This is a genomic window from Pseudomonas zanjanensis (assembly GCF_014268745.2).
Classification (GTDB): domain Bacteria; phylum Pseudomonadota; class Gammaproteobacteria; order Pseudomonadales; family Pseudomonadaceae; genus Aquipseudomonas; species Aquipseudomonas zanjanensis.
Genome location: NZ_JABWRB020000002.1, coordinates 138,371 through 164,093 on the forward strand (window position 1 = coordinate 138,371; position 25,723 = coordinate 164,093).

The 25,723-nt window shown below is 61.7% G+C and carries 26 protein-coding genes; 15 read left to right on the top strand and 11 right to left on the bottom strand.

Features of this window, described 5'->3' with window-relative positions; translation table 11 throughout:
- The first annotated feature begins 73 nt into the window (after positions 1-73).
- A complete protein-coding gene (locus HU715_RS16400) occupies positions 74-751 on the top strand; it encodes a TetR/AcrR family transcriptional regulator (protein WP_186706532.1) in 678 nt (225 codons plus the stop codon).
- A 117-nt stretch (positions 752-868) separates the two neighbouring features.
- Here the strand turns inward: HU715_RS16400 and HU715_RS16405 are convergent, their stop codons facing one another.
- The 4 genes from HU715_RS16405 to HU715_RS16420 all read right to left on the bottom strand — a co-directional run bounded on the left by HU715_RS16405 (position 869) and on the right by HU715_RS16420 (position 4,822).
- Positions 869-1,720 carry a shikimate dehydrogenase gene (locus HU715_RS16405; protein ID WP_186706531.1) on the bottom strand — a complete coding sequence of 284 codons (852 nt, stop codon included), beginning with the start codon at positions 1,718-1,720 and terminating at the stop codon, positions 869-871.
- Positions 1,721-1,725: 5 nt separating this feature from the next.
- A complete protein-coding gene (gene aroQ / locus HU715_RS16410) occupies positions 1,726-2,166 on the bottom strand; it encodes a type II 3-dehydroquinate dehydratase (RefSeq protein ID WP_186706530.1) in 441 nt (146 codons plus the stop codon).
- A gap of 284 nt (positions 2,167-2,450) precedes the next feature.
- A complete protein-coding gene (gene trmA / locus HU715_RS16415) occupies positions 2,451-3,530 on the bottom strand; it encodes a tRNA (uridine(54)-C5)-methyltransferase TrmA (protein WP_186706529.1) in 1,080 nt (359 codons plus the stop codon).
- Positions 3,527-4,822: an NCS2 family permease gene (locus HU715_RS16420; RefSeq protein WP_186706528.1), complete on the bottom strand. Its 1,296-nt coding sequence runs from the start codon at positions 4,820-4,822 to the stop codon at positions 3,527-3,529. The genes trmA and HU715_RS16420 overlap by 4 nt, the downstream gene beginning before the upstream one ends.
- 204 nt (positions 4,823-5,026) lie before the next feature.
- On the opposite strand from HU715_RS16420, the gene HU715_RS16425 reads away from it, so the two are divergent.
- Both HU715_RS16425 and HU715_RS16430 read left to right on the top strand, forming a co-directional pair.
- The gene (locus HU715_RS16425) at positions 5,027-5,479 is read left to right on the top strand and encodes a DUF4879 domain-containing protein (protein ID WP_186706527.1); all 453 of its coding nucleotides are present in this window, start codon (positions 5,027-5,029) and stop codon (positions 5,477-5,479) included.
- A gap of 161 nt (positions 5,480-5,640) precedes the next feature.
- The gene (locus HU715_RS16430) at positions 5,641-6,207 is read left to right on the top strand and encodes a DJ-1 family glyoxalase III (RefSeq protein ID WP_186706526.1); all 567 of its coding nucleotides are present in this window, start codon (positions 5,641-5,643) and stop codon (positions 6,205-6,207) included.
- 6 nt (positions 6,208-6,213) lie between these two features.
- Here HU715_RS16430 and HU715_RS16435 read toward each other — a convergent pair whose 3' ends face one another.
- Together HU715_RS16435 and HU715_RS16440 are read right to left on the bottom strand one after the other, a co-directional pair.
- Positions 6,214-6,501, bottom strand: a complete 288-nt coding sequence (locus tag HU715_RS16435; RefSeq protein WP_186706525.1) for a HigA family addiction module antitoxin — start codon at positions 6,499-6,501, stop codon at positions 6,214-6,216.
- Between the two features lie 15 nt (positions 6,502-6,516).
- Positions 6,517-6,795, bottom strand: coding sequence for a type II toxin-antitoxin system RelE/ParE family toxin (locus HU715_RS16440; RefSeq protein WP_186706609.1), 279 nt, complete (start codon positions 6,793-6,795; stop codon positions 6,517-6,519).
- 192 nt (positions 6,796-6,987) lie between these two features.
- Here HU715_RS16440 and HU715_RS16445 point away from each other — a divergent pair, with 192 nt between their 5' ends.
- Genes HU715_RS16445 through HU715_RS16455 form a run of 3 tightly spaced genes read left to right on the top strand, consistent with a single transcriptional unit; the run spans position 6,988 to position 10,714 of the window.
- Positions 6,988-7,515: a (2Fe-2S)-binding protein gene (locus HU715_RS16445; RefSeq protein WP_186706524.1), complete on the top strand. Its 528-nt coding sequence runs from the start codon at positions 6,988-6,990 to the stop codon at positions 7,513-7,515.
- On the top strand, positions 7,512-8,513 hold the full coding sequence (locus HU715_RS16450) for an FAD binding domain-containing protein (RefSeq protein WP_186706523.1): 1,002 nt from the start codon (positions 7,512-7,514) through the stop codon (positions 8,511-8,513). Before HU715_RS16445 ends, HU715_RS16450 begins: the two co-directional genes overlap by 4 nt.
- Positions 8,513-10,714: a xanthine dehydrogenase family protein molybdopterin-binding subunit gene (locus HU715_RS16455; RefSeq protein ID WP_186706522.1), complete on the top strand. Its 2,202-nt coding sequence runs from the start codon at positions 8,513-8,515 to the stop codon at positions 10,712-10,714. Before HU715_RS16450 ends, HU715_RS16455 begins: the two co-directional genes overlap by 1 nt.
- On the opposite strand, the gene HU715_RS16460 is transcribed toward HU715_RS16455, so the two are convergent.
- The gene (locus tag HU715_RS16460) at positions 10,711-11,949 is read right to left on the bottom strand and encodes an MFS transporter (RefSeq protein WP_186706521.1); all 1,239 of its coding nucleotides are present in this window, start codon (positions 11,947-11,949) and stop codon (positions 10,711-10,713) included. The two genes, HU715_RS16455 and HU715_RS16460, sit on opposite strands and share 4 nt — an antisense overlap.
- A 519-nt stretch (positions 11,950-12,468) precedes the next feature.
- Between HU715_RS16460 and HU715_RS16465 the strand changes: the two genes are divergently transcribed.
- Genes HU715_RS16465 through HU715_RS16475 form a run of 3 tightly spaced genes read left to right on the top strand, consistent with a single transcriptional unit; the run spans position 12,469 to position 15,094 of the window.
- Positions 12,469-13,908: a cytochrome ubiquinol oxidase subunit I gene (locus tag HU715_RS16465; protein ID WP_186706520.1), complete on the top strand. Its 1,440-nt coding sequence runs from the start codon at positions 12,469-12,471 to the stop codon at positions 13,906-13,908.
- Positions 13,909-13,911: 3 nt separating this feature from the next.
- Positions 13,912-14,919 carry a cytochrome d ubiquinol oxidase subunit II gene (gene cydB, locus HU715_RS16470; protein ID WP_053125566.1) on the top strand — a complete coding sequence of 336 codons (1,008 nt, stop codon included), beginning with the start codon at positions 13,912-13,914 and terminating at the stop codon, positions 14,917-14,919.
- A gap of 10 nt (positions 14,920-14,929) precedes the next feature.
- Positions 14,930-15,094 carry a DUF2474 domain-containing protein gene (locus HU715_RS16475; protein WP_003205785.1) on the top strand — a complete coding sequence of 55 codons (165 nt, stop codon included), beginning with the start codon at positions 14,930-14,932 and terminating at the stop codon, positions 15,092-15,094.
- A gap of 40 nt (positions 15,095-15,134) precedes the next feature.
- Here the strand turns inward: HU715_RS16475 and HU715_RS16480 are convergent, their stop codons facing one another.
- On the bottom strand, positions 15,135-16,271 hold the full coding sequence (locus HU715_RS16480; RefSeq protein WP_186706519.1) for a methyltransferase: 1,137 nt from the start codon (positions 16,269-16,271) through the stop codon (positions 15,135-15,137).
- A gap of 182 nt (positions 16,272-16,453) precedes the next feature.
- Positions 16,454-17,167, bottom strand: a complete 714-nt coding sequence (locus HU715_RS16485; protein ID WP_186706518.1) for an autoinducer binding domain-containing protein — start codon at positions 17,165-17,167, stop codon at positions 16,454-16,456.
- Between the two features lie 281 nt (positions 17,168-17,448).
- On the opposite strand from HU715_RS16485, the gene HU715_RS16490 reads away from it, so the two are divergent.
- Complete coding sequence (locus tag HU715_RS16490; RefSeq protein WP_186706517.1) at positions 17,449-18,225, top strand: ferredoxin--NADP reductase; 777 nt, start codon at positions 17,449-17,451, stop codon at positions 18,223-18,225.
- A gap of 2 nt (positions 18,226-18,227) precedes the next feature.
- Here HU715_RS16490 and mscL read toward each other — a convergent pair whose 3' ends face one another.
- Complete coding sequence (gene mscL, locus HU715_RS16495) at positions 18,228-18,641, bottom strand: large-conductance mechanosensitive channel protein MscL (protein WP_003205779.1); 414 nt, start codon at positions 18,639-18,641, stop codon at positions 18,228-18,230.
- A gap of 281 nt (positions 18,642-18,922) precedes the next feature.
- Here mscL and katB point away from each other — a divergent pair, with 281 nt between their 5' ends.
- The 3 genes from katB (at position 18,923) to radA (ending at position 22,584) form a co-directional block, all read left to right on the top strand.
- Positions 18,923-20,464, top strand: coding sequence for a catalase KatB (katB, locus tag HU715_RS16500; RefSeq protein WP_186706516.1), 1,542 nt, complete (start codon positions 18,923-18,925; stop codon positions 20,462-20,464).
- A 183-nt stretch (positions 20,465-20,647) separates the two neighbouring features.
- On the top strand, positions 20,648-21,175 hold the full coding sequence (locus tag HU715_RS16505) for an ankyrin repeat domain-containing protein (protein WP_225917659.1): 528 nt from the start codon (positions 20,648-20,650) through the stop codon (positions 21,173-21,175).
- 41 nt (positions 21,176-21,216) lie between these two features.
- A complete protein-coding gene (radA, locus tag HU715_RS16510; protein WP_030140305.1) occupies positions 21,217-22,584 on the top strand; it encodes a DNA repair protein RadA in 1,368 nt (455 codons plus the stop codon).
- 207 nt (positions 22,585-22,791) lie between these two features.
- Here the strand turns inward: radA and HU715_RS16515 are convergent, their stop codons facing one another.
- A complete protein-coding gene (locus HU715_RS16515; RefSeq protein ID WP_186706514.1) occupies positions 22,792-23,148 on the bottom strand; it encodes a PilZ domain-containing protein in 357 nt (118 codons plus the stop codon).
- 158 nt (positions 23,149-23,306) lie between these two features.
- Between HU715_RS16515 and HU715_RS16520 the strand changes: the two genes are divergently transcribed.
- Positions 23,307-25,373 carry a carbon starvation CstA family protein gene (locus tag HU715_RS16520; RefSeq protein WP_217884328.1) on the top strand — a complete coding sequence of 689 codons (2,067 nt, stop codon included), beginning with the start codon at positions 23,307-23,309 and terminating at the stop codon, positions 25,371-25,373.
- Positions 25,374-25,388: 15 nt separating this feature from the next.
- Positions 25,389-25,586 (top strand): YbdD/YjiX family protein, encoded by a 198-nt coding sequence (locus HU715_RS16525; RefSeq protein ID WP_003182142.1) that lies wholly within the window; start codon positions 25,389-25,391, stop codon positions 25,584-25,586.
- Positions 25,587-25,723: the final 137 nt, after the last annotated feature.

Sequence of the window (25,723 nt, forward strand, 5' to 3'; positions counted from 1 at the left end):
GTGTCGTGGCTTCCTTCAGTGCACGGTGCGGCCCATAATCGCCAGCCTGTGCAGTGATGGCCGTGAGCCCGCAATGACTATGAATCCAGAGCTTTCCGCAGCGCTCGACGAACCTGTCGCCCCGCCGCGCAAGAGTCGCAAGAACAACCCGGAGAAGACCCGGGAAAACATTCTTCAGGAAGCCATCGTCGAATTCGTCCAGCAAGGCCTGGCGGGTGCCCGGGTCGACGCCATCGCCGAGCGCATCCACACCTCCAAGCGCATGATCTATTACTACTTCGGCAGCAAGGAGCAGTTGTACGTCGAGGTGCTGGAAAAACTCTACGGTGATATCCGCACCACCGAGAGCCGCCTGCACCTGGCGGAACTGGCCCCGGTGGACGCGATCCGGCGCCTGGTGGAATTCACCTTCGACCACCACGACCGCAATGTGGATTTCGTGCGCATCGTCTGCATCGAGAACATTCACAACGCCGAGTACGTGAAGCAGTCAGGCGCGATCAAGGCGATGACCAATACCATCCTCGATTCCCTGGGGGTGATCCTGCGGCGCGGCGCCGAAGAGGGCGTGTTCCGTGCCGGCCTCGAACCGCTGGATGTGCATCTGCTGATCAGCTCGTTCTGTTTCTACCGGGTGTCCAATCGCCAGACATTCGGTGAGATCTTTCAGATCGATTTGTCGGATGAAGCGGTGAAGCAGCGGCATCGGCAGATGGTGTGTGAATCGGTGTTGCGGTACTTGCAGGCCTGACACCGAACCTAGTGTGGGAGCGGGCTTGTTCGCGAATGCGGTGTGTCAGTAGGCAAATGTGTGACTGACACACCGCATTCGCGAGCAAGCCCGCTCCCACAGGGGATGCTTCAGGTCTTAGTGGTTCATGCTCTGGAAATGCGCCAGCATCCGTTGCGCGTCCGGCGCCACGCCACTGAACAGTTCGAACGCCTTTACCGCCTGGAACACCGCCATGTTGCCGCCATCCAGCGTGCGGCAGCCGATGGCGCGGGCGTTGCGCAGCAGCTCGGTTTCCAATGGGAAGTAAACGATTTCCGCGACCCACAAAGCGCTCCGCAACAGCTCGACCGGCACCGGCATGCCCGGCAGTTTCGCCATGCCCATGGGCGTGGTGTTCACCAGACCGTCGGCCTCGGCCATGGCCGTTGGCAGGTCATGCCCGGCGCGAGCGCGGCCGGTGCCGAAGTGTTGATTCAAGTTATCGGCCAGTGCCTCGGCGCGGCTGACTTCGACGTCAAAGATGCTCAAGGTTTCCACGTTCTCTAGCAACAGCGCATGGGCCACCGCCGCGCCGGCGCCCCCCGCGCCCATCTGGACCACGCGCTTGCGCGCCACTTCCCCCAGGCCTCGGCGAAAACCTTCGGCGAACCCCAGGCAGTCGGTGTTGTGGCCGATGCGCTTGCCGTCCTTGAGCACCACCGTATTGACCGCGCCGATGCCACGGGCCTCGGGCGATAGCTCGTCCAGCAGCGGGATGATCGCCTGCTTGCAGGGGAAAGTGATGTTCAGGCCGGTGAAGTCCATGCGTTCGGCGGCCACCAGCAAATCGGCCAGGGCACCGCTGTCGAGCTTCAACGCGTCCAGGTCGATCAGTCGATAGAGATAACGCATGCCTTGGGCATCGCCTTCGCGCTCATGCAGCGCTGGCGTGCGGGACGCCTGGATACCCGCGCCGATCAGGCCGGCCAGCACAGTGATATTCGACATGCCCATCAACCCTTCAACCGCTGACTGAAATGTTCAAGGGCCAGGCGATAACCATGGCTGCCAAACCCGCACATCACGCCAATGGCGACGGATGAGACAAAGGAGTGGTGGCGGAAGGTTTCACGGGCATGAACGTTGGACAGGTGGACTTCGATGACCGGCACTTCGCTGGCCACCAGGGCGTCGCGGATCGCCACGGAAGTGTGGGTCCAGGCCGCCGGGTTGATGACGATACCGGCGCACCGGCCCCGGGCACCGTGAATCCAGTCCAGCAATTCGCTTTCCTGGTTGGTCTGGCGGAACTCTACCGCCAAGCCGAATTCGTCGGCGGCGCGCCCGCACAGTGCAGAGATGTCGGCCAGGGTTTCATGGCCGTAGGTGGCCGGCTCGCGGGTGCCGAGCAGGTTCAGGTTCGGGCCGTTGAGCACCAGAACGATCGGAGGCATCGCAGTTTCTCCACATTTTTATTGTTGGTGTCGGCGGGGTTTCAGCCGGTGGAGATAAATTGTACTAGATGGTTAATTTGGTCAAATAAAGCAGCGGTCGTTGGGCAATAAGTGTTCGATGATCGAACATTGCCGGCCGAAAGGGGAGGGAGAGCAATTGTGGCGAGGGAGCTTGCTCCCGCTGGGCCGGTCCGACGCTTCGGGCGTAGCAGCCCCAAGCTTTTTGCGGTTGCTGCGCAACCGAGCGGGAGCAAGCTCCCTCGCCACAATAGGTATGTGTTGGCTTAACGCCGAGTCAACAACACCCCGGATTCCATGTGATGGGTCCAAGGAAATTGATCGAACAACGCACAACGCGTGATGCGGTGGGTGTCGTTCAGCTGTGCGATGTTCGCGGCGAGGGTCTCCGGATTGCAGGAGATGTAGAGGATGTTGTCGAACCGCCGAGTCAACTCGCAGGTGTCCGGGTCCATGCCGGCACGCGGCGGGTCGACGAAGACACTGCCGAACTCGTAGCTTTTCAGGTCGATGCCCTGCAGACGACGGAACGGCCGGACTTCGTTCAAGGCTTCGGTCAGTTCTTCGGCGGACAGGCGCACCAGGGTGACGTTATCCACGGCGTTTTCGCTGAGGTTGCTCAGCGCGGCGTTCACCGACGTCTTGCTGATTTCGGTGGCCAGGACTTTGCGCACGCGGGTGGCCAGGGGCAGGGTGAAGTTGCCGTTGCCGCAGTACAACTCCAGCAGATCGTCGCTGCGATCGCCCAGCGCTTCATAGGCCCAGTTGAGCATCTTCTGATTCACCGTGCCGTTGGGCTGGGTGAAGGCGCCCTCGGGTTGGCGATAGCTGAAGGTGCGGCCGCCCACTTCAAGTTTCTCCACCACGTAATCGTGGCCGATCACTTCCCGCTTGCCCTTGGAGCGACCAATAATGCTGACGCCCAGGTCGGCCGCCAATTTTGACGCGGCCGCGTGCCAGTGCTCGTCCAGCGGGCGGTGATAACACAGGGTGATCATCGCATCGCCCGCGAGGGTGGTCAGGAATTCCACCTGGAACAGCTTGTGGCTCAGGGGCGCACTGGCTTGCCAGGCGGCCTTGAGCTGCGGCATCAATTGGTTGATGCGCAGGCTGGCAATGGGAAACTCCTCGATGAGGATCGGTGTGCGTTTGTCGTCCTGGGAGAACATTGCGTAATGCCGTTCGCCGGCCTCGCGCCAGAGGCGGAATTCGGCCCGCAGGCGAAAGTTTTTCAGGGGCGAATCGAACACCGCAGGTTCCGGTGCGTCGAACGGCGCCAACAGGTCACGCAAGCGGGTGACCTTGTCCTGTAACTGGGCGGCGTAGGCCTGGGAATCAAAAGTCATGCGTTGAACCAACCCAACTTGATCACGAACAGGATCGACAGAATAACCAGCGCCGGGTTCAGCTCACGGCCACGGCCAGACACCAGTTTGATGGCGGTCCAGGCGATGAAACCGAAAGCGATGCCGTTGGCGATGGAATACGTGAATGGCATCGCCAGGGCGGTCACCACCACGGGCGCGGCGACGGTGATGTCATCCCAGTCGATTTCCGCCAGGCCCGAGGTCATCAGCACGGCGACGAACAACAGGGCAGGCGCGGTGGCGAAGGCCGGGACGCTGGCGGCCAGTGGCGAGAAGAACAGCGCCAGCAGGAACAGGATCGCCACCACGATGGCGGTCAACCCAGTGCGGCCACCGGCGCTGACGCCCGCCGCCGATTCGATGTAGCTGGTGGTGGTGGAGGTGCCCAGCAGCGAACCGGCCATGGCGGCGGTGCTGTCGGCGATCAGCGCACGGCCCATCTTCGGCATGTGGCCGTCCTTGCCCATGAGTCCGGCGCGCTTGGCGACGCCGATCAGGGTGCCGGAGTTGTCGAACAGGTCGACGAACAGGAAGGCGAAGATCACGCTCACCAGGCCGATGTCCAGGGCGCCCTTGATGTCCAGTTGCAAGAAGGTCGGGGCCAGGGACGGTGGCGCGGAGATGACGCCGTTGAACGGGGTGAAGCCCATCAGGATCGAAACGATGGTGACCGCCAGGATGCCGATCAGCACCGCGCCGCGTACTTTCAAGGCTTCGAGGGCGACGATCAGGACAAAACCGAGGGTCGCGAGGATCGGCGCCGGTTGCTTCAAGTCGCCGAGGCCCACCATGGTCGCCGGGTTTTTCACCACGATGCCGGCATTGTTCAGGGCGATCAGCGCCAGGAACAGGCCGATACCGGCGGCAATGGCCGAACGCAGCGGCAGCGGGATGCTGTTGATGATCCACTCGCGGATGCGGAAGATCGACAACAGGAAAAACAGCACGGCGGAGACGAACACCGCGCCCAGGGCCACTTGCCAGGTGTGGCCCATGTGCAGGACCACGGTGTAGGTGAAGAAGGCGTTCAGGCCCATGCCCGGCGCGAGGGCGATCGGGTAGTTGGCGATCAGGCCCATGACCGTGGAGCCAATGGCCGCCGCCAGGCAGGTGGCGACGAACACCGCGCCCTTGTCCATGCCGGTTTCGCCGAGGATGCTCGGGTTGACGAACAGAATGTAGGCCATGGCCAGGAACGTCGTGACGCCCGCCAGGATCTCGGTCCGCACGTTGGTGTTGTGTGCCTTGAGTTGAAACAGCCTTTCCAGCATGTCTGCTCCCCGTGGCGCGCCCGGCGCCGTGAATGTATCGACCTCAACAGCAAAGCACAGGTCGCCAGCGGCGCCCGGGAATTTTCTGCGGGTCGGAAAAAGCCGCGCATCATACCAGCAGCGTAGCGTTGTGGCTGCGATCGTCGTCGATGTTTTGCCAACGCGCCAAGTGGGCCATACTGCCCGCGGTTCCGGGAGGTCTCTATGCTTCACATGAATAAAAAGCTGCTAGCGGTCGTGGGCTGCGCGCTGGGCCTGTGGTTGCCCGGCCAGGCCGTCAATGCCGCGTCGGCCCCGCCCTTGAGTGAGGTCAAGGTGCTCAAGGTCGAGTCGCCGGCCTGTGGCTTCGAGGACATCGTCCAAGGGCAGGCACAGACGCGTTGCGATCACGGCCCGACGATCAAGGTCTACGTGCTGGAGGTCGGCTATGGCCGTCAGCCCCATGTCACCCTGGACGGCTTTGAAGTCGACGGCACCCGCTCGCCGGTATGTGCCTACAGCAACGGCAATCTCAATGACTGCTCGGTGCGGACCAAAGTCGTCGGCTATGTGTACATCTTCGACCTGAAGGGCAAGCAAGAGGGCACCTTCAGCTTCAGCAACCAGTCGATCAACGCCCCGGGCAACCGGATGTCGACCCAGTTGTACATCAAATAGCCCGGCTCCCGCGTGGGAACTGCATAAACGCTGTGTAGGAGCTGCCGAGCGCAGCGAGGCTGCGATCTTTCCCCAGACGCTTGAGTCTCAAGCGCCTGTAAAAAGATCGCAGCCTTCGGCAGCTCCTACACTACAGGCATCACCCAGTGGAGAGAGCGCCCATGATTCCTGGAACCAAGATCCCCCGAGCCCTGATCGCCGTCGCCGAGGGCGTCGACGACTTGCAGACGGTCACCTTGATCGATGTGCTGCGGCGCGCGCAGATCGAAACCGTGGTGGCGAGCATCGAAGGACGGCGCATGCTCACCTGCGCCCGCGGCACGCGCCTGACGGCCGATGGCATGCTGGTGGACATGCTCGTGCAGGATTTCGACCTCGTTGTCCTGCCGGGCGGCATTATCGGCGCTCAGCACTTGGCGGCCCATCAGCCGCTGCAACAACTGATCAAGGACCAGGCCGCCGCCGGGCGTTTCTTTGCCGCCATCGCCGAAGCCCCGGCCCTGGCGCTACAGGCCTTCGGCGTCCTGCGCCAGCGCCGCATGACCTGCCTGCCAGCGGTAAGCCAGCAACTGTCCGGTTGCAGCTTCGTGGATCAGCCCGTGGTGGTGGACGGCAACTGCATCACCGCCCAAGGCTCGGCCGCCGCCCTGGCGTTTGCCTTGATGCTGGTGGAGCAACTCAGCGGCAAGGGCGTGAGGAGCGTGGTGGCGGCGGAGTTGCTGGCCTGACGGAGGTCAAGCGTGTTGGGGGAAAGGTTCGATCGCGGGTTGCTCACGGCGCTCGGCTTGCCACAAGTCATAGTCGGCCTGGACGCCCAACCACACCCTGGCCTTGCCGATCCCGGCACGTTCCAGGCGCACCGCCAGATCGGGGCTGATGGGCGCATGGCCATGCAATACCCGGGAGAGATGAGGCCGGGCGAAGCCCAGGTGTCGCGCCAGTTCGGTGACCGTGATGCCCAGCTCGGGCAACACGTCCATCCGCAAGGTTTCGCCAGGGTGCGGCGGATTGTGCATGGGCATGTTCCAGCCTCCTGATCAGTGGTAGTCCAGATAATCGACCAGTTCGATATCGGACCCGATGAAACGAAAAATAACCCGCCAGTTTCCCGAAACCCCCAGCGACCAGTACCCATCCAGCTCACCCTTGAGCGGATGCAATCGCCATCCCGGGATATCCAAGTCGTTGGCGGCCTGCGCCCTGTCCATGAACTGGAGCATGCGGGCCAGGCGTTTTCCGTGGTCCGCCCGGATACCACGGGTCGACCCCGTCTCATAAAAGAGCCTGAGGCCTTTGTGCTGGAAGGATTTAATCATGGAACAGAGTGTAAGGCGATACATTACACTCGGTGCGGTACATATATACCGCACAGGCCCGCTAAATTCATGTTGCTTGGGCTGCCCGCAGCATCGCAATTGCCTTGAACGCTTCACCCCACCCTGAAGTCGTACCCCTTATGACGGCGGTTTCCCAAAACGCCGCGAGTACGACCAACCGTGAGGTGTTCCATGAGCGCGACCCTGTCCGAAGCGACGTCGGCGTCCTTCGTCCGTCATCCGATTCGCCTGACCCTCAATGGCCAGGTGCGAGAGTTGCAAGTGCTGGCCTGGACCACCTTGCTGGACCTGCTGCGTGAGCAACTGGACCTGGTGGGCAGCAAGAAAGGCTGCGACCACGGCCAGTGCGGGGCCTGCACCGTGCTGCGCGACGGCAAGCGGATCAATGCCTGCCTGACCCTGGCGGTGATGTGCGACGGTGCCGAGCTGACCACCATCGAAGGCCTGGCCAGTGATGAGGCTTTGCATCCCATGCAGCAGGCGTTCATCACCCATGACGCGTTCCAGTGCGGCTACTGCACGCCGGGGCAGATCTGTTCGGCGGTGGGGCTGGCCAACGAGGGCAGGGCGCAGACCCGCGCACAGATCAGTGAACTGATGAGCGGCAACCTGTGCCGGTGCGGGGCCTACAACAACATTCGCGATGCCATTGAAGACGCCTTGCCTCGTTGCCGTCAGGAACAAGGGGGTGACCGATGAACCCTTTCCAATACAGCAAGCCGGACACGGTGCAGGCGGCCGTCGATCTGTCGAGCCCGGTGTCCCGCTTCATCGCCGGCGGCACCAACCTGCTGGACCTGATGAAAGAGAACCTCACCCGCCCTGAACACTTGATCGACATCACCGGTTTGCCCCTGGCAGACCTCAGTGAAACCCCGTCTGGCGGAGTGATGATCGGCGCCTTGGTGAGCAACGCCGACCTGGCCTGGCATCCGTGGATCGAGCGCCGTTATCCGCTGCTGGCCCAGGCCATCCTGGCGGGCGCCTCGCCGCAGTTGCGCAACATGGCCAGCACCGGCGGCAATCTGCTGCAACGTACCCGCTGCTATTACTTCTATGACGCGAGCGTGCCGTGCAACAAGCGCCGGCCCGGCAGCGGGTGCCCGGCCCGGAACGGTTTGAACCGCATCCACGCGATTTTCGGTGCCAGCGATCAATGTGTCGCCACCCATCCCTCCGACATGTGCGTGGCCTTGGCCGCCCTGGAAGCGGTGGTCCATGTCCTGGGACGGGGCGGGGCGCGGACCATCGAGTTCGCCGACTTCCATCGTCTGCCCGGCGATGCCCCGGAACGTGATAACCAATTGGCTGACGATGAATTGGTCACCGCCATCGAATTGCCTGCCGCCGGTTTTGCCGACCATAGCCACTACCTGAAGATCCGTGACCGTGCCTCCTACGCCTTTGCCCTGGTTTCGGTGGCGGCGGCGCTGGAGCTGGACGGGCCGGTGATTCGCCAGGCCCGCCTGGCCCTGGGGGGCGTGGCGCACAAACCCTGGCGCGACCGGGCGGTGGAGAGCTGGCTGACCGGGCAGACTGTCAGCCGCGAAACGTTCACCGCCGCCGCCGATGCGCTGCTGCAACACGCCGAGCCGCTGGAGCACAACGGCTTCAAGGTCAGACTGGCGCGGCGGGCGATTGTCCGCGCCTTGAGCAATGCCGCGTTGGGTAGCGCACCGCAGGGAGGACACGCCTGATGAACGCTTCGAGCAAATCCATAGGGCAGCCACTCGACCGGGTCGATGGCCTGCTCAAGGTGACGGGCCAGGCACGTTACGCCGGTGAATATCCCGAGGACGGCCTGCTGCATGGCAGCGTCGTGTCCGGTACGGTCGCCCGTGGCCGTGTGCTGCGCATCGATGCGTCCCGAGCCTTGGCCCTGCCCGGCGTAGTCGCGGTCATCGACCACACCAACCGGCCGAGAATCGCCAGCTACGACGAGCCCTACCAGGATGCCGATGCGGCGGAAGGCTCGCCGTTCCGGCCGTTGTACAACGACCAAGTGCTCTACAGCGGCCAGCCGTTGGCCTTGGTGGTGGCGGAAAACCTTGAGCTGGCGCGGTATGCCGGTTCGCTGGTTGAAATCGAATACGCGGCCGAGGATCACCAGACCGATCTGAAAATCCTGCAAAACGAGGCCCATCCGGCACCCGCTGAATTGCCCAAGCCTCGTGGGAATTTTCAGGGCGAGTACGCCAGTTCCGCGCTCAGCGTGGATGTGTCCTACAGCACGCCGGTGGAACACCACAACCCGATGGAGCCACACGCCTCCACCGTGCTGTATCAGCCTGACGGCAGCCTGCACATCCACGACAAGACCCAAGGCACGCAAAATTGCCAAGCCTATGTGCAAAAGGTCTTCGGCCTTGAGAAAGAGCAGGTGCGCGTGTTTGCCGCGTTTGTCGGCGGCGCCTTCGGTTCCGGACTGCGCCCGCAATATCAATTGCCGTTGGCGGTGATGGCGGCACTCGCCCTCAAGCGTTCGGTGCGGGTCAGCCTGACACGCCAGCAGATGTTCACCTTTGGCTATCGGCCACGCACGTTCCAGCGCGTGCAGCTGGGGGCGGCGGCCAACGGCCGCTTGCTGGCCGTGGCGCACACCGCCGTCGGCCAGACCTCGCGTTTCGAAGACTTCACCGAGCACGTGGTGGAGTGGAGCGGCATGCTCTATCACTGCGACAACGTGACATTGACCTATAAGTTGGTGCCGCTGGACGTCTACACGCCCCTGGACATGCGTGCGCCCGGCGCGGCCCTCGGGCTGATCGGCCTGGAATGCGCCATGGATGAACTGGCCTGTGCCCTGGCGATCGATCCGGTGCAACTGCGGTTGATCAACTACGCCGAACGCAACGAGAACGAAGGCAAGCCCTATTCCAGCAAGGAACTGCGTGAATGTTATGCCCAAGGCGCCCGTCGTTTCGGCTGGGACAAACGCAACCCGGAACCGCGCAGCATGCGTGAAGGTCGGCAACTGGTCGGCTGGGGCATGGCCGGTGGCGTGTGGGAGGCTATGCAGCAGAAGGCCAGTGCCCGGGCCTCGCTGGATACGGATGGCAAGCTGACCGTCAGCAGCGCCACCACCGACATCGGCACCGGCACCTACACGGTCATGACCCAGATCGCCGCCGAGGCGTCAGGGGTTTCCCTTCAGAACGTCAGGTTTATCCTGGGTGATTCGTCGCTGCCCACCGCGCCGTTGCAGGGCGGTTCGTTCACCGTCTCGTCGGTGGGCACCGCCGTGCAGCAGGCCTGTGAAGCGCTGAAGGAAAAACTCCTGGCCGTGGCCCGCCAGGCGTGTCCGGCGTTCAGCGGCGCGACCCTTGAGCAGGTGACGTTTGCCGATGGCCATTTGCGGCTGGGCGAAGCGAGTGTGGCATTGGCAGAGCTGGCGCAGAAAAGCGGCGAGACACCGCTGCAGGCCCAGGTCACCGCCGAGCCGGACAAAAAACGCCAGGCCTACGCCACGGCCACTCACTCGGCGGTGTTTGTCGAAGTGTGGGTGGACGAGGATTTGGGGACGGTGAAGGTCAATCGAGTGGTCAGTGCCATCGCCGCCGGCCGGGTCGTCAACCCGAAAACCGCCCGCAGCCAGATTCTCGGGGGTGTGGTGTGGGGCGTCGGCATGGCCCTGCACGAAGAGACCCTGACCGACCACGCCCTCGGTCGCCACATGAACCACAACCTGGCCGAGTATCACGTGCCGGTCAGTGCCGACATCGGTGACGTCGAGGTGATTTTCGTCGAGGAACAGGACGATATCGTCAATGCGCTCGGGTCCAAGGGCGTCGGTGAGATCGGCATCGTCGGGGTGGCCGCGGCGGTGGCCAATGCGATCTACCATGCCACTGGCAAGCGGGTGCGGGACTTCCCCATCACCCTCGACAAATTGCTCTAGGCCTTCGCTTCGTCCACCGGTTCGTGCATCCGGTCGCGGTTGGCCAGGGTCGGGAACAGCTTGATCCAGGTCCCGGTCACCAGCAACGTGCCTACACCGCCCATGACCACCGCCGGCACCGTGCCGAACCAGTGGGCGGTGAGGCCGGATTCGAACTCGCCCAACTGGTTCGAAGCGCCGATGAACAGCCCGTTCACCGCGCTGACCCGGCCGCGCATTTCATCCGGCGTTTCCAATTGCACGAACGAGGCGCGGATCACCATGCTGATCATGTCTGCCGCGCCCAGCACCACCAGCACTGCCAAGGAAAACCAGAACGAGGTGGAAAGGCCGAAGGCAATGGTGGCGACGCCGAACACGCCCACTGCGGTGAACATCACCCGGCCAACCTTGCGCTCCACGGCAAACCGCGCCAGCCACAGCGACATCAGCAAGGCCCCGACCGCTGGCGCCGAACGCAGCAGGCCCAGGCCCCAGGGGCCGGTGAGCAGGATGTCCTTGGCGAACACCGGCAGCAGCGCCGTCGCGCCGCCGAGCAGCACGGCGAACAGGTCCAGGGAGATCGCCCCGAGGATGTCCGGGCGGCTGCGAATGAAGCGAACCCCGGCCAGCAACGAATCCAGGGTCGCCTTGCCTTTATTCAGCGGCGTCTGCCGGGCGGGCAGGTTGAGCATCAGGCAGCAGGCAATGAGGTAAAGCACCACGGTGGGCCCATAGACCCAGACGCTACCGAAGGCGTAGAGCAAGCCGCCCAGCGCCGGGGCGACGATGGTGGCCGACTGCTGGGCCGATTGCGCGGCGGCCACGGCGCGGGGAAACAGGCCGGCCGGAACGATGCTGGGCAGCAACGCCTGGGTGGTCGGCATTTCGAAGGAGCGGGCGGCGCCCAGCAGGAAGGCAAGGATGAAGATCATCTCCCGCGTGACATGGTCGGTGGCGCTGCCGATCGCCAGCGCCAGGGCAATCATCGCCTGCAATGACTGGCAAATCGCTGCGACCTTGCGCCGATCGTAGCGGTCCGCCACATGCCCGGTGTGGAGCATGAACAGCACGCGCGGGGCAAATTCCACCAGGCCCACCAGGCCCAAGTCGAGAACGTTGCCGGTCAGTTGATAGAGGTTCCAGCCGATAGCCACGGTGAGCATCTGGAAGCCGCTGGCGGTGAAGATCCGGGCCAGCCAGAAGGCGATGAAGGGACGGTGGTGACGGAGCAGCAGCGGTGCTTGGCTGGGCATCTATGACGGGTCCGGTGATGAAGGCTTTGAGATTATCACCGAGCTGTAACTGGAAGTTGCGGTAGCGGGAAAAAATAGTTAGCCAAACATCTACTTTCACTGGCGGAAGCGGTTGTTCCCGGGAACATGCGGGCCTCTGTGGCGAGGGAGCTTGCTCCCGCTGGGCTGCGCAGCGGCCCCTCGATTTTGCGGTCGCTGCGCAACCGAGCGGGAGCAAGCTCCCTCGCCACGGGGGCCGTGTGGGTTTGGAAAATCACAGCTTGAAGCAGGATTACGACACTGAGACAACCTGTCACGCGACAAAAGACCACGCCGTCCATCGGCAATAATGCGACTACTCTTTGAGCATTGCTTGATCCAGATCAATACCTTTCGGGGTGTTGGGCTGGCGGCCATCCGGCCTGCGTCCTGCGTTGTGACGGTTAAAAAAAGAACGATTTGAAAAGCACTGCACTCCATATCCCTGGGGGTTGGTGCAAGCCCCACCCGCAGCCGGTTTTACCTGACAGAGGAAGACTTATGTTCGGTTTGGAGGCGCTCGATCTCGCCCGAATCCAATTCGCGTTCACAATCTCGTTCCACATCCTGTTCCCGGCCATCACCATCGGCCTGGCGAGTTACCTGGCGGTGCTCGAGGGCTTGTGGCTCAAGACCCGCGATGACACCTACCGTGACCTGTACCATTTCTGGTCGAAGATCTTTGCCGTCAACTTCGGCATGGGGGTGGTGTCCGGGTTGGTCATGGCCTATCAGTTCGGGACCAACTGGAGCCGCTTTTCAGACTTCGCCGGTGCGGTGACCGGGCCCCTGCTGACCTACGAGGTGCTCACGGCGTTCTTCCTCGAGGCGGGTTTCCTGGGCGTGATGCTGTTTGGCTGGAACCGCGTCGGCCGTGGCCTGCATTTCTTTTCCACGGTCATGGTGGCGATCGGCACCCTGATCTCGACCTTCTGGATCCTGTCGTCCAACAGCTGGATGCAGACCCCCCAGGGCTACGAAATCATCGACGGCCGGGTGATCCCGGTGGACTGGCTGGCGGTGGTGTTCAACCCCTCGTTTCCTTATCGCTTGTTGCACATGTCCACCGCGGCGTTTGTTGCCACGGCGTTCTTCGTCGGCTCGTCGGCGGCCTGGCATTTGCTGCGCGGCCGCGACAACCCGGCCATCCGCCGAATGCTGTCGATGGCGATGTGGATGGCGTTGCTGGTAGCGCCGATACAAGCGGTCATCGGCGACTTCCATGGCCTGAACACCCTCAAGCATCAACCGGCGAAGATCGCCGCCATCGAGGGCCATTGGGAAAACGTCGGCAATGAGCCGACCCCGCTGATCCTGTTCGGCTGGCCCGACATGCAAGCGGAAAAAACCAAATACGCCGTGGAAATTCCCTACCTGGGCAGCCTGATCCTGACGCACTCGTTGACCGAGCAGGTGCCGGCCCTCAAGGAGTTCCCGCCTGAAGATCGACCCAACTCGACCATCGTGTTCTGGTCGTTCCGGGTCATGGTCGGCCTTGGGTTGCTAATGATTTTTACCGGCCTGTGCAGCCTGTGGCTGCGCCGCAACGATCGGATCTATCAGTCCCGGCCGTTCCTCCACCTGGTGTTGTGGATGGGGCCGTCCGGGCTGGTTGCGATCCTGGCCGGCTGGTTTACCACGGAGATCGGCCGCCAACCTTGGGTGGTCTACGGCTTGATGCGCACGGCCGATGCGTCGTCCGGCCACAGCTTCGCCCAGATGAGCATCACCCTGGTGCTGTTCGTCGTGGTGTATTTCGCGCTGTTCGGTGCGGGCCTGAGCTACATGATGCGCCTGGTGCGCAAAGGGCCGGTGGCCCACGAAGACGAACCGAGCGATGGCGGCCCGGGCCAGAAACGCACCCCGGCCCGGCCATTGTCGGCCGCCAACGAAGGCGACGACGACGTGGACCACAACGACCGCTCGAACAAGGGGAATTGAGTCATGGGTATTGATCTTCCGCTGATCTGGGCCGTGGTCATCATCTTCGGCATCATGATGTACGTGATCATGGACGGCTTCGACCTGGGGATTGGCATCCTCTTCCCCTTCGTCAAGGGCGAGCGCGACCGCGACGTGATGATGAACACCGTGGCGCCGGTCTGGGATGGTAACGAAACCTGGCTAGTGCTGGGCGGTGCCGGATTGTTCGGGGCGTTTCCGCTGGCCTATTCGGTGGTGCTTTCGGCCCTGTACCTGCCGTTGATCCTGATGCTCATCGGCCTGATCTTCCGCGGCGTGGCTTTTGAGTTCCGTTTCAAGGCCAAGGCTGAGAAGCGCCACCTCTGGGACAAAGCGTTCATTGGCGGTTCGCTGACGGCCACCTTCTTCCAGGGTGTGGCGCTGGGGGCGTTCATCGACGGTTTCGAGGTGGTCAATCGCCAGTTCGCCGGCGGCTCCCTGGACTGGTTCACGCCGTTCACGGTGTTCTGTGGCCTGGCGTTGATCGCGGCGTACGCGTTGCTCGGCTGCACGTGGCTGATCATGAAGACCGAGGGCAAGCTGCAAGAGCAGATGCATGACCTGGCCCGGCCGCTGGCGTTCGTGGTGCTGGCCGTGATCGGTATCGTCAGCATCTGGACGCCGCTGGCCCACGCCGACATTGCCGCCCGCTGGTTCACGTTGCCGAACCTGTTCTGGTTCCTGCCGGTGCCGATCCTGGTATTGGTGACCATGTACGGGTTGTTCCGCGCGGTGGCCCGCAATGCCAACTACACGCCTTTCATCCTGACCCTGGTGCTGATTTTCCTCGGCTACAGCGGCCTGGGCATCAGCCTTTGGCCGAACATCGTGCCGCCGTCCATCTCGATCTGGGACGCCTCGTCACCGCCCCAGAGCCAAGGCTTCATGCTGGTGGGCACGCTGTTCATCATTCCGTTGATCCTGGTGTACACCTTCTGGAGCTACTACGTGTTCCGCGGCAAGGTGACCCATGACGACGGCTACCATTGAGGGCGTGAACATGGCCAAACCTGACTTGAAAGACATCGAGGCCGCCGAACGCAAGCCACTCTGGCAGCGGCTCGGCTGGCTGGCGCTGATCTGGGCTGGCAGCGTGCTGGCGTTGTTCATCGTCGCCAGTTTGATGCGGATGTTCATGAATGCCGCCGGGCTGACCACCCACTGATTCTTCTGTGAGGGCAAGCTTTGCTCCCACAGGGCAATCATTATTTGCGGGCCTTGAGGATCACGAATTTCGGCGTGGCGGCCACTTGCTCGACGCCTCGGAACAACCGCGCCAGTTTGCTGTGGTAGCCCAGGTGCCGGTTGCCGACGATGTACAGCGCGCCGCCTACCACCAACGCTTCGCGAGCCTGCTGGAACATCCGCCAGGCGAGGAAATCGCCCACCACCTGCTGCTGGTGAAAGGGCGGGTTGCACAGCACCACATCCAATGACTGCGCCTCTTGTCCGGCCAGGCCATCACCGGCCCGGACGGTCACTTCGCGCTCGCCCAAGGCCGCGCGCCAGTTCTCGGCAGCCGATTGCACAGCCATGTACGACTCGTCCACCAAGGTGTAGTGGGCCTCGGGGTTTTGCAGGGCACTGGCGATGGCCAGCACGCCATTGCCGCAGCCCAGGTCGGCGACCCGGGCCGTCCCGAGATTTTTTGGCAGATGGGGCAGGAACGCACGGGTGCCGATGTCCAGGCCTTCGCGACAGAACACGTTGGCGTGGTTGAGCAGTTCGATCTTTGGCTCGTCCAGCCGGTAGCGCGTGGGGTAGGGCGATACGGCCGGGGTACTGCCTGGTGGGGAGGCGGCTGGCGTGGCGATCAGCAGCCGCGCCTTTTTCACCGCCAGTGAGGCCTGCACCGGGCCGATGTAACGCTCCAGCAAATCGCCGGCGGCCCGGGGCAGGTGTTTGATCATCGCTCCGGCAATCACTTGGGCGCCCGGCGCCAATTGGCCTTGCAGGCGAATCAGTTGTTCCTCCAGCAGGGCCAGGGTTTTCGGTACTTTGATCAGGACGCGATCGAACGGGCCGCTCAACGGCTCGCTGGCGGGCAACGTGGGCACCGCATCGAAGGGCCGGCCATTGCGCACCAGGTTTTTCTCCAGTGCCTGCAAAGCCAGGAAGGAATCACCGCTGCTGGTCACCAGGACGTTGCCGGCCAGGCTGGCCGCCAGGGCGCCGAAGCCGTCATTGAGCACCAGGACCCGAGTCTGCGCGACCGGTTGTTGTTCGGCCAGGTACGCGAGCAGGTATTCATCGGCCGCATCGAAGGCTTGCAGCGGTTCGTTCTGCTGTTCGGGTTGGCGGATCAGGTCAAGTTGAGCGAAAGGGCTGTCAAGCAGGGGCATGGCTGGGGACTCTGGAGATCAACGAATGTCCCGCTGCCTGGAGGTAGGTGTCTGTGCGGGACCACCTGAATGAAAGGCGTCGCGTGCAAGCAGCGGCATCATTCAAGAGGGACCGCAAATGGTACGTTTTTTTGTTGCACATTACTCGCGGGTTTTTCAGCTCGGCAACGCCGGGCCAAGGGTTAGATCACATGGATCTGGGCGGCTTTGGCCACCGCTGAAATCTTATTGCTGACGTTCAGCTTTCGCATGCAACTGCACACATGAAAATTCACGGTTCGTTCGGAAAGACAAAGGATCCTGCCCACTTCCGACGCCGTCTTGCCTTCGGCTGACCACCTCAACACTTCGATTTCTCTTGGCGACAAGTGACATTTGGGTTGGGCTGCGATGGCGTCCGCCAGTTTTTTGTTGGCCAGAGCATGCAGCTTTTGACTGGCGTAGATGGCGTAGCCGAGATTGTCATAATGCTCCTCGATATCAATAGGACAATGGGTTCGTACAAGGCTGAACAGACTGCACTGGGCCCCTTGTTCGTCATGAACGGCCTGGGTCCAGCCGTACTTGAGTCCCAGCCGATTAAGTTCTCGCCATAACTTGGGGGCCTGAGCGAAAACAGTCTCATTCCACAAGATAGGGAGTGATGATTGATTGCAATGTGCTACTAGTGGATCGTTCGACGCATAACCGTTTTGTTCATAAAGCCTGTCCCATCCATAAGGGTAGTTATTCAGGTTTACCTTGCTGGTGTGTTTGTCGGGGCTTCCGATATAGGCTGCAAATGCACAGTATTCAAATCCTTGATTATTAAAGAAATTCAATACTAGACGATAGGCCGTCTGCAGGTCCTTTTCACAGGATAACTTTTTCAGCAACAAGTCCTTCCACCTGTCCATCGCTTTCTCCTGGGTTTGATTCGTCCGTGCGGATCCAATCCATGATGCGAATTTTTAGTGTAGGACTATTCCCTAACTTTGGAGTGAGATTTTTTAACTAGCTTACAAAATTGTAATGTGATCTTTCTGTAGATTTGTTTCTTTTGCAGTGTCTCTAACTTTGTACAGTTTTGGTAAAAGTTATAAGTTGGTGAGTGCAGCAAAGTGCTATCACTCGCCCGTCGGTGGTGAAAAGGTTCACTTTGCGGGACACTGCACGTCTTGTCTCATAGGAGTGGCCCATGACCGACAGCGCAGAGAAGTTCACCCGCCAGACCCTGCTCGATGTCCAGCCGTTGACGTCTCATTTGTTTACCTTGCGCACGACCCGGGATCGCGGCTTTCGCTTCCGGGCGGGCCAGTTTGCCCGGTTGGGTGTCGCCAAGGCCGACGGCACCACCGTCTGGCGGGCGTACTCCATGGTGTCGTCGCCGTTCGACGAGTTCCTCGAATTCTTTTCCATCGTAGTCCCCGATGGCGAATTCACCAGCGAACTCAGCCGTTTGCAACCGGGCGATGAATTGTTGGTGGATCGCCAGGCTTTTGGCTACCTGACGCTTGACCGTTTCGTCGATGGTCGGGATTTGTGGTTGCTGTCCACGGGGACGGGCGTGGCGCCGTTTCTTTCGATCCTCCAGGATTTCGAGGTCTGGGAAAAATTCGAGCGGATCATCCTGGTCTACAGCGTGCGCGAGGCACGGGAGCTGGCCTATCAGGAGCTCATCAAGGAACTGCCTCAGCGTGACTACTTGGCCGAGTACGCTCACAAGTTTCGTTTCGTAGCGACCATCACCCGTGAGCAGCATCCGGGAGCGCTCAACGGGCGGATTACTACGCTGATCGAAAATGGCGAGTTGGAGCGCGCGGCCGGCGTAGCGCTGACGCCGGAGCATTCACGGGTGATGCTATGCGGCAACCCGCAAATGATCGACGACACGCGCAAGCTGCTCAAGACCAGGGGCCTGCAACTGAGCCTGACCCGTCGTCCGGGCCAGGTGGCGGTGGAAAACTACTGGTAGGCTCAGGGCCGCTCGTTCTGAGCCTTGAGCAGATCGCGGATCTCACTCAGCAGCAGCTCTTCCTTGGTCGGGACCGGCGGGGCGCTGGGAGCCACGGCCTCTTCACGCTTAAGGCGGTTGATGGCCTTGACGCCCATGAAGATGGCGAACGCGACGATGATGAAGTCAATGGTGCTCTGGATGAATTTACCGTAGGCCAGTACCACCGCAGGCGCATCACCCTGGGCGGCCTTGAGGGTGATGGCCAGGTCACTGAAGTCCACGCCACCGATCAACAGGCCAATTGGCGGCATGACCACGTCGCCAACGAATGACGAAACGATTTTGCCAAAAGCGGCCCCGATGATGATCCCGACGGCCATGTCGACGACATTGCCTTTGACCGCGAAGGCCTTGAACTCGCTTAGCACGCCCATGAGTTATTCCTTGTGACAGATGAAAGATGAGTGGCAGTGTAAGTCAGCCCAACGGGTCTTGCTCGAAACGCTTGCTTACAAAGCTTCCGTTATCGACCTGAGCGGGGAGGAAAAGTTTACAAAGTGCCATCAATCGCGCGCGATACGCGGTTTCAGGCCCGAGCCCTATAACGTTTTTTCTATCGGCACGGTACGGCATTTCTATTTAGGTTTTCTTTTTTCCGGCACTAGCCTCTGGATGGCGCACATGGATGCGCTCTATAACATCAGAGGAACATGCTATGAACACTTCCCTTGGCCACGGGGCTTATTCCCATCGCCGCGCTTTTTTTGTGCTGACCGCGAGCCTTCTATCCTTGTCTGTCAATGCGGCCACCCTGACCCGGGACAACGGTGCGGCGGTCGGTGATAACCAGAATTCGCAAACGGCGGGTCCCAACGGTCCGACCCTGCTGCAAGACGTGCAGTTGATCCAGAAGCTCCAACGCTTCGACCGTGAACGCATCCCCGAGCGCGTGGTGCATGCCCGCGGTACCGGTGCCCACGGCACCTTCACGGTGTCCGACGACCTCAGCGACTTGACCAAGGCCAAGGTGTTCGCCGCAGGCCAGGTGACCCCGGTGTTCGTGCGGTTTTCGGCCGTGGTGCACGGTAATCATTCACCGGAAACCCTGCGCGACCCCCGTGGCTTCGCCACGAAGTTCTACACCGCCGACGGTAACTGGGACTTGGTGGGCAACAACTTCCCGACCTTTTTCATTCGTGATGCCATCAAGTTTCCAGACATGGTTCATGCCTTCAAACCCGACCCGCGGACCAACCTGGATGATGATTCGCGCCGGTTCGACTTCTTCTCCCATGTTCCAGAATCGACCCGCACCCTGACCGAGTTGTATTCCAACTCCGGGACACCGGCCAGTTACCGCGAGATGGACGGCAATGGTGTACATGCCTACAAATTGGTTAACGCCAAGGGTGAAGTTCACTACGTGAAGTTTCATTGGAAAAGTTTGCAGGGGTTGAAAAACCTCGATCCGAAAGAAGTTGTGAAAGTTCAGGGTCAAGATTACAGCCATATGACAAATGATCTGGTGACTCATATTAATAAGGGCGACTTCCCGAAGTGGGACTTGTACGTCCAGGTACTGAACCCACAGGACCTTGCCAAGTTTGACTTCGACCCACTCGATGCGACCAAGATCTGGCCGGGCGTGCCTGAGCGAAAAGTCGGGCAAATGGTCTTGAACCGTAATCCGGCGAATGTCTTCCAGGAAACCGAGCAGGTGGCCATGGCGCCGGCCAATCTGGTGCCGGGCATCGAGCCTTCCGAGGACCGTTTGCTTCAGGGACGGGTGTTTTCCTACGCCGACACACAGATGTACCGGATAGGCGCCAATGCCCTGCAATTGCCGATCAACGCCCCCAAGGTGGCGGTGAACAACGGCAACCAGGACGGCGCGATGAACCCGGGCAGCACCAGCACCGGCGTGAACTACCAACCGAGCCGCCTGACGCCTCGCGACGAACCGCAAGCGGCACGCTACAGCCAGGCCGCGCTGAGCGGCAGCACCCAGCAGGCGAAGATCCAGCGCGAGCAGAACTTCAAGCAGGCCGGTGATCTGTATCGTTCGTTCAACAAGAAAGAGCGTGATGACTTGATCGAAAGCTTTGGTGGCTCGCTGGCGACCACCGATGACGAGAGCAAGCACATCATCCTGTCGTTCCTCTACAAGGCCGATCCTGAATACGGCACTGGCGTGGCCCGTGTTGCCAAAGGCGACCTGGCCCGGGTCAAGGCGCTGGCGGAAAAACTGAGCGACTGATCCACAGTCAGGCAGGTGCATGACCTGTGGGAGCAAAGCTTGCTCGCGAAGCGGCGTTGGGTCTGGAATCAGACCGAGTCGTTTGCATCGCGGGCAAGCCTTGCTCCCACAGCCTGGCTACAACAGTCATGCCCACGGTCATATGCCAGAGGAGACGTCATGATGGGTAAATTGCTTTTATCGATGCTTGTGGCCTGGTCAGTGAATGTACTGGCCGATCAACCAATAGCCACCGAACCGGCGGCGGTGCAGGAGCAACTGCAAAGTTACTATTTCGACGCCGCTCGCCGAGGCGACGTGCCGATGCTCGATACGTTTATCGAAGCCGGTTACTCGCTGGATACCCGGGATGAGAAGGGCTACACCGCGCTGATTCTGGCGGCCTACCACGGCCACGGTCCGGCGGTGGAGCGGTTGCTGGCCGCGGGGGCCGATGCCTGTGCCCAGGACAAGCGTGGCAATACCGCACTGATGGGCGCCATTTTTAAAGGCGAAGTGCAGATTGCGCGTCGTTTATTGTCCACCGACTGCAGCCCGGACCAACGCAATGGCGCGGGGCAGACCGCCGCGATGTATGCCGGCCTGTTCAAGCGTGGCGAGTTGCTCGATGCCTTGAAGGCCAAGGGCGCCGACCTGGAGGCCAGGGATCCGTTGGGCAATACCGCGACGAATCTGGCCAACGGTGAAATCAGAATGCCGGCCCCGCAATAAAGCCCGACTGCTATCATCGCGGTTTTTACCCCGGAGTTGAGATGGCCAAGGCAAAGCGCATGTACGGCTGCACCGAGTGCGGCTCGACCTTCCCCAAGTGGGCCGGCCAATGCAGTGAATGCGGAGCCTGGAACACCCTGACCGAAACCATGGTGGAAAGCGGCGGCGCGGCGGCTCCTACCGGGCGCACGGGCTGGGCCGGCCAACAGGCGCAGATCAAGACCCTGGCCGAAGTCAGCGTTGAAGAAATCCCGCGTTTCTCCACCGCGTCCGGTGAGTTGGACCGGGTGCTGGGGGGCGGCTTGGTGGACGGCTCGGTGGTGCTGATCGGTGGCGATCCGGGCATTGGTAAATCCACCATCCTGTTGCAAACCTTGTGCAACCTCGCCACGCGCATGCCGGCGTTGTACGTTACGGGCGAAGAGTCCCAGCAACAGGTTGCCATGCGCGCCCGGCGCCTGGGCTTGCCCCAGGACCAGTTGCGGGTCATGACCGAGACCTGCATCGAAACCATCATCGCCACGGCGCGCCTGGAAAAACCCAAGGTGATGGTGATCGACTCGATCCAGACCATTTTCACCGAACAACTGCAGTCGGCCCCGGGCGGCGTATCGCAAGTGCGTGAAAGCGCGGCGTTGCTGGTGCGCTACGCCAAGCAGAGCGGCACGGCGATTTTCCTGGTGGGCCACGTCACCAAGGAAGGTGCGTTGGCGGGACCGCGGGTGTTGGAGCACATGGTCGACACCGTGTTGTATTTCGAAGGCGAATCCGATGGGCGCCTGCGTTTGCTACGGGCGGTGAAGAATCGCTTTGGCGCGGTCAACGAACTGGGGGTGTTCGGCATGACCGACAGGGGCCTGAAAGAAGTCTCGAACCCGTCGGCGATCTTTCTGACACGTGCCCAGGAAGAAGTCCCCGGTAGCGTGGTCATGGCAACGTGGGAAGGGACCCGGCCGATGTTGGTCGAGGTGCAGGCGCTGGTGGACGACAGTCACTTGGCGAACCCACGACGGGTCACCCTGGGCCTGGATCAGAACCGGCTGGCCATGCTGCTGGCGGTGTTGCATCGACACGGTGGGATCCCGACACACGATCAGGACGTGTTCCTCAACGTCGTGGGCGGGGTCAAGGTGCTGGAGACCGCATCCGACCTGGCGTTGATGGCGGCGGTGATGTCCAGCCTGCGCAACCGGCCGCTGCCCCATGATCTGTTGGTGTTTGGTGAAGTCGGGTTGTCGGGGGAAGTGCGACCGGTGCCCAGCGGGCAGGAGCGGCTCAAGGAAGCCGCCAAGCATGGCTTCAAACGCGCCATCGTGCCCAAGGGGAACGCGCCGAAGGAAGCGCCGGCGGGGTTGCAGATCATTGCGGTGACACGCCTGGAACAGGCGTTGGATGCGTTGTTCGAATAATGTCGAGGCGGATGCAGGCCTCCGTGGCGAGGGAGCTTGCTCCCGCTGGGGTGCGCAGCAGCCCCTCAAATATGCATTGCGATGTGTCAGGTTGGTGGAGTCGCTGCTTTTGGGGCTGCTACGCAGCCCAGCGGGAGCAAGCTCCCTCGCCACGGGGGATCGTGCACAGGGCGGGGGCTGTGCACACGGGGGCTGCGGCGGGGCTTTTCAAATATGGATCAAAGCCTTGAACTCCCGCTCCAGCTCCTTAGGGTCGCCCAGGTTCAGCTCTATCAACCGGCGTAAATGTGCGATGGAAGCCAGGTCGATATGTTCGCAGACGAAGCCCAGGTGACCATGGTCATCATGGGCCAACCGAACTTCCATTTTGATCTCCGCGTCAGGGCTCAAATGGATATCGGCCATGAAGGGTTGGTCGGGATCGCCAAGCCAGGGTTCGGGTTTTGTGATCAGCAGCCCCTTGAGGGATAAATCCAATAACTCCACCGGCCAGATAAACGGGCCCTGGCTCAGTTCGGTCCTGGCATGGAATTCAACTCGTACGAAGCGGCGACGTTCGCTCATTACGCATTCCCTCTGGAGATTCACTGACTATAGACCGAACTGGGAGCGCATCGTCACCGTTCGGCAACAGACAGACGAATGTCGGGTATGGCCTTTGCCCGGGTTAGCGCTAAACTCCAGTGGCTGTCTTTCTTGTCCACCCTGGCTGGAATATAAAAATGAAAAACAATAATAGCCTGCTACGCCATCTGCCCTGGCTACTGCTGGCCGTCATAGGCGCGAGCGCCCTGGGCGTCGTGGCCTTGCGCCGCGGCGAACCCATCAACGCCCTCTGGATCGTCGTCGCCGCCGTGGCCATCTACCTGGTCGCCTACCGCTACTACAGCCTCTTCATCGCCAACAACGTGATGCAACTCGACGCGCGCCGGGCCACCCCCGCCGTGCTCAACAACGATGGCCTGGACTACGTCCCGACCAACAAACACATCCTTTTCGGCCACCACTTTGCGGCCATTGCCGGCGCGGGGCCGTTGGTCGGGCCGGTGCTGGCGGCGCAGATGGGCTATTTGCCCGGCACGCTCTGGCTGATCGCCGGCGTGGTGCTGGCCGGTGCGGTGCAGGACTTCATGGTCCTGTTCCTGTCCACCCGCCGCAACGGTCGCTCCCTGGGCGACATGGTGCGCGAGGAAATGGGCCGCATTCCTGGCACCATCGCGCTGTTCGGCTGCTTCCTGATCATGATCATCATCCTCGCGGTGCTGGCGCTGATCGTGGTCAAGGCCCTGGCCGAGAGCCCGTGGGGCATCTTCACGGTGATGGCGACCATCCCGATCGCGATGTTCATGGGCATCTACATGCGCTACATCCGCCCGGGCCGCATCGGCGAGATCTCGATCATCGGCGTGCTGTTGCTGCTGGGCTCGATCTGGCTGGGCGGGCAGATCGCCGCCGACCCGGTCTGGGCCAAGGCCTTCACCTTCACCGGGATCCAGATCACCTGGATGCTGATCGGCTACGGTTTTGTCGCGGCGGTGCTGCCGGTGTGGCTGATCCTGGCGCCACGGGACTACCTGTCCACGTTCCTCAAGATCGGCACCATCGTCGCCCTGGCGATCGGCATCCTGGTCACCATGCCCGAGCTGAAAATGCCGGCACTGACCCAGTTTACCGACGGTACCGGGCCGGTGTGGAAGGGCGGTCTGTTCCCGTTCCTGTTCATCACCATCGCCTGCGGCGCGGTTTCGGGTTTCCATGCGCTGATCTCCTCGGGGACCACGCCCAAGCTGCTGGATAACGAAACCAACGCCCGCTACATCGGTTACGGCGGCATGCTGATGGAATCCTTCGTGGCGATCATGGCCATGGTCGCGGCCTCGGTGATCGAGCCGGGCGTGTACTTCGCCATGAACAGCCCGGCGGCGATCGTCGGTACCGATGTGGTGGCCGTGGCCCAGACTGTCAGCAGTTGGGGCTTTGCAATCACCCCCGACGCGCTGCAAGCGGTGGCCAAGGACATCGGCGAGACCACCATCCTGGCCCGTGCCGGCGGTGCGCCGACCCTGGCGGTCGGGATCGCGCAGATCCTGCACTCGGTGCTGCCGGGTGAGAACACCATGGCGTTCTGGTACCACTTCGCGATCCTGTTCGAAGCGCTGTTCATTCTCACCGCCGTGGACGCCGGCACCCGTGCCGGACGGTTCATGCTGCAGGACCTGCTTGGCTCGTTCGTGCCGGCCCTCAAGCGCACCGAATCGTGGACCGCCAACCTGATCGCCACCGCCGGCTGCGTGGCGCTGTGGGGTTATCTGCTGTACCAGGGCGTGATCGATCCGCTGGGCGGCATCAACACCTTGTGGCCGCTGTTCGGCATCTCCAACCAGATGCTGGCAGGGATCGCCCTGATGCTCGCCACCGTGGTACTGATCAAGATGAAGCGCCAGCGCTACGTCTGGGTCACGCTGCTGCCGGCCAGCTGGCTGCTGATCTGCACCACCACCGCGGGCCTGATCAAGCTGTTCGACGCCAACCCGGCGATCGGCTTCCTGGCCCTGGCGCGCAAATACAACGATGCCCTGGCCGCCGGCCAGATCCTGGCCCCGGCCAAGAGCATCGAGCAGATGCAGCACGTGGTGTTCAACGCCTACACCAACGCAACGCTGACGGTGTTGTTCCTGTTCGTGGTCTTCAGCATCTTGTTCTACGCGCTCAAGGTTGGCATCGCCGCCTGGGGCACGAAAGAACGCACGGACAAAGAAGCACCATTCCAGGCCCTGCCGGACGCTTGATAGAGGATTGCAACGATGTTCAATGACTTGAGTCGCCTGGGTAAATACCTCGGTCAGGCCGCGCGCCTGATGGTCGGCATGCCCGACTACGACAACTACGTCGAGCACATGCAAACCAAGCACCCGGACAAGCCGATGATGGACTACGAGGCGTTCTTCCGGGAACGCCAGGAGGCCCGTTACGGCGGCAAGGGTGGGCCCAAGTGCTGTTGACTTGAGCTGAACCCAACCCCCTTGTGGGAGCGGGCTTGCTCGCGAAGGCGGTGTGTCAGCCACATCAATGGCGACTGACCCGACGCCTTCGCGAGCAAGCCCGCTCCCACATTGGTTTGTGCTTTTCTTTAATTTCG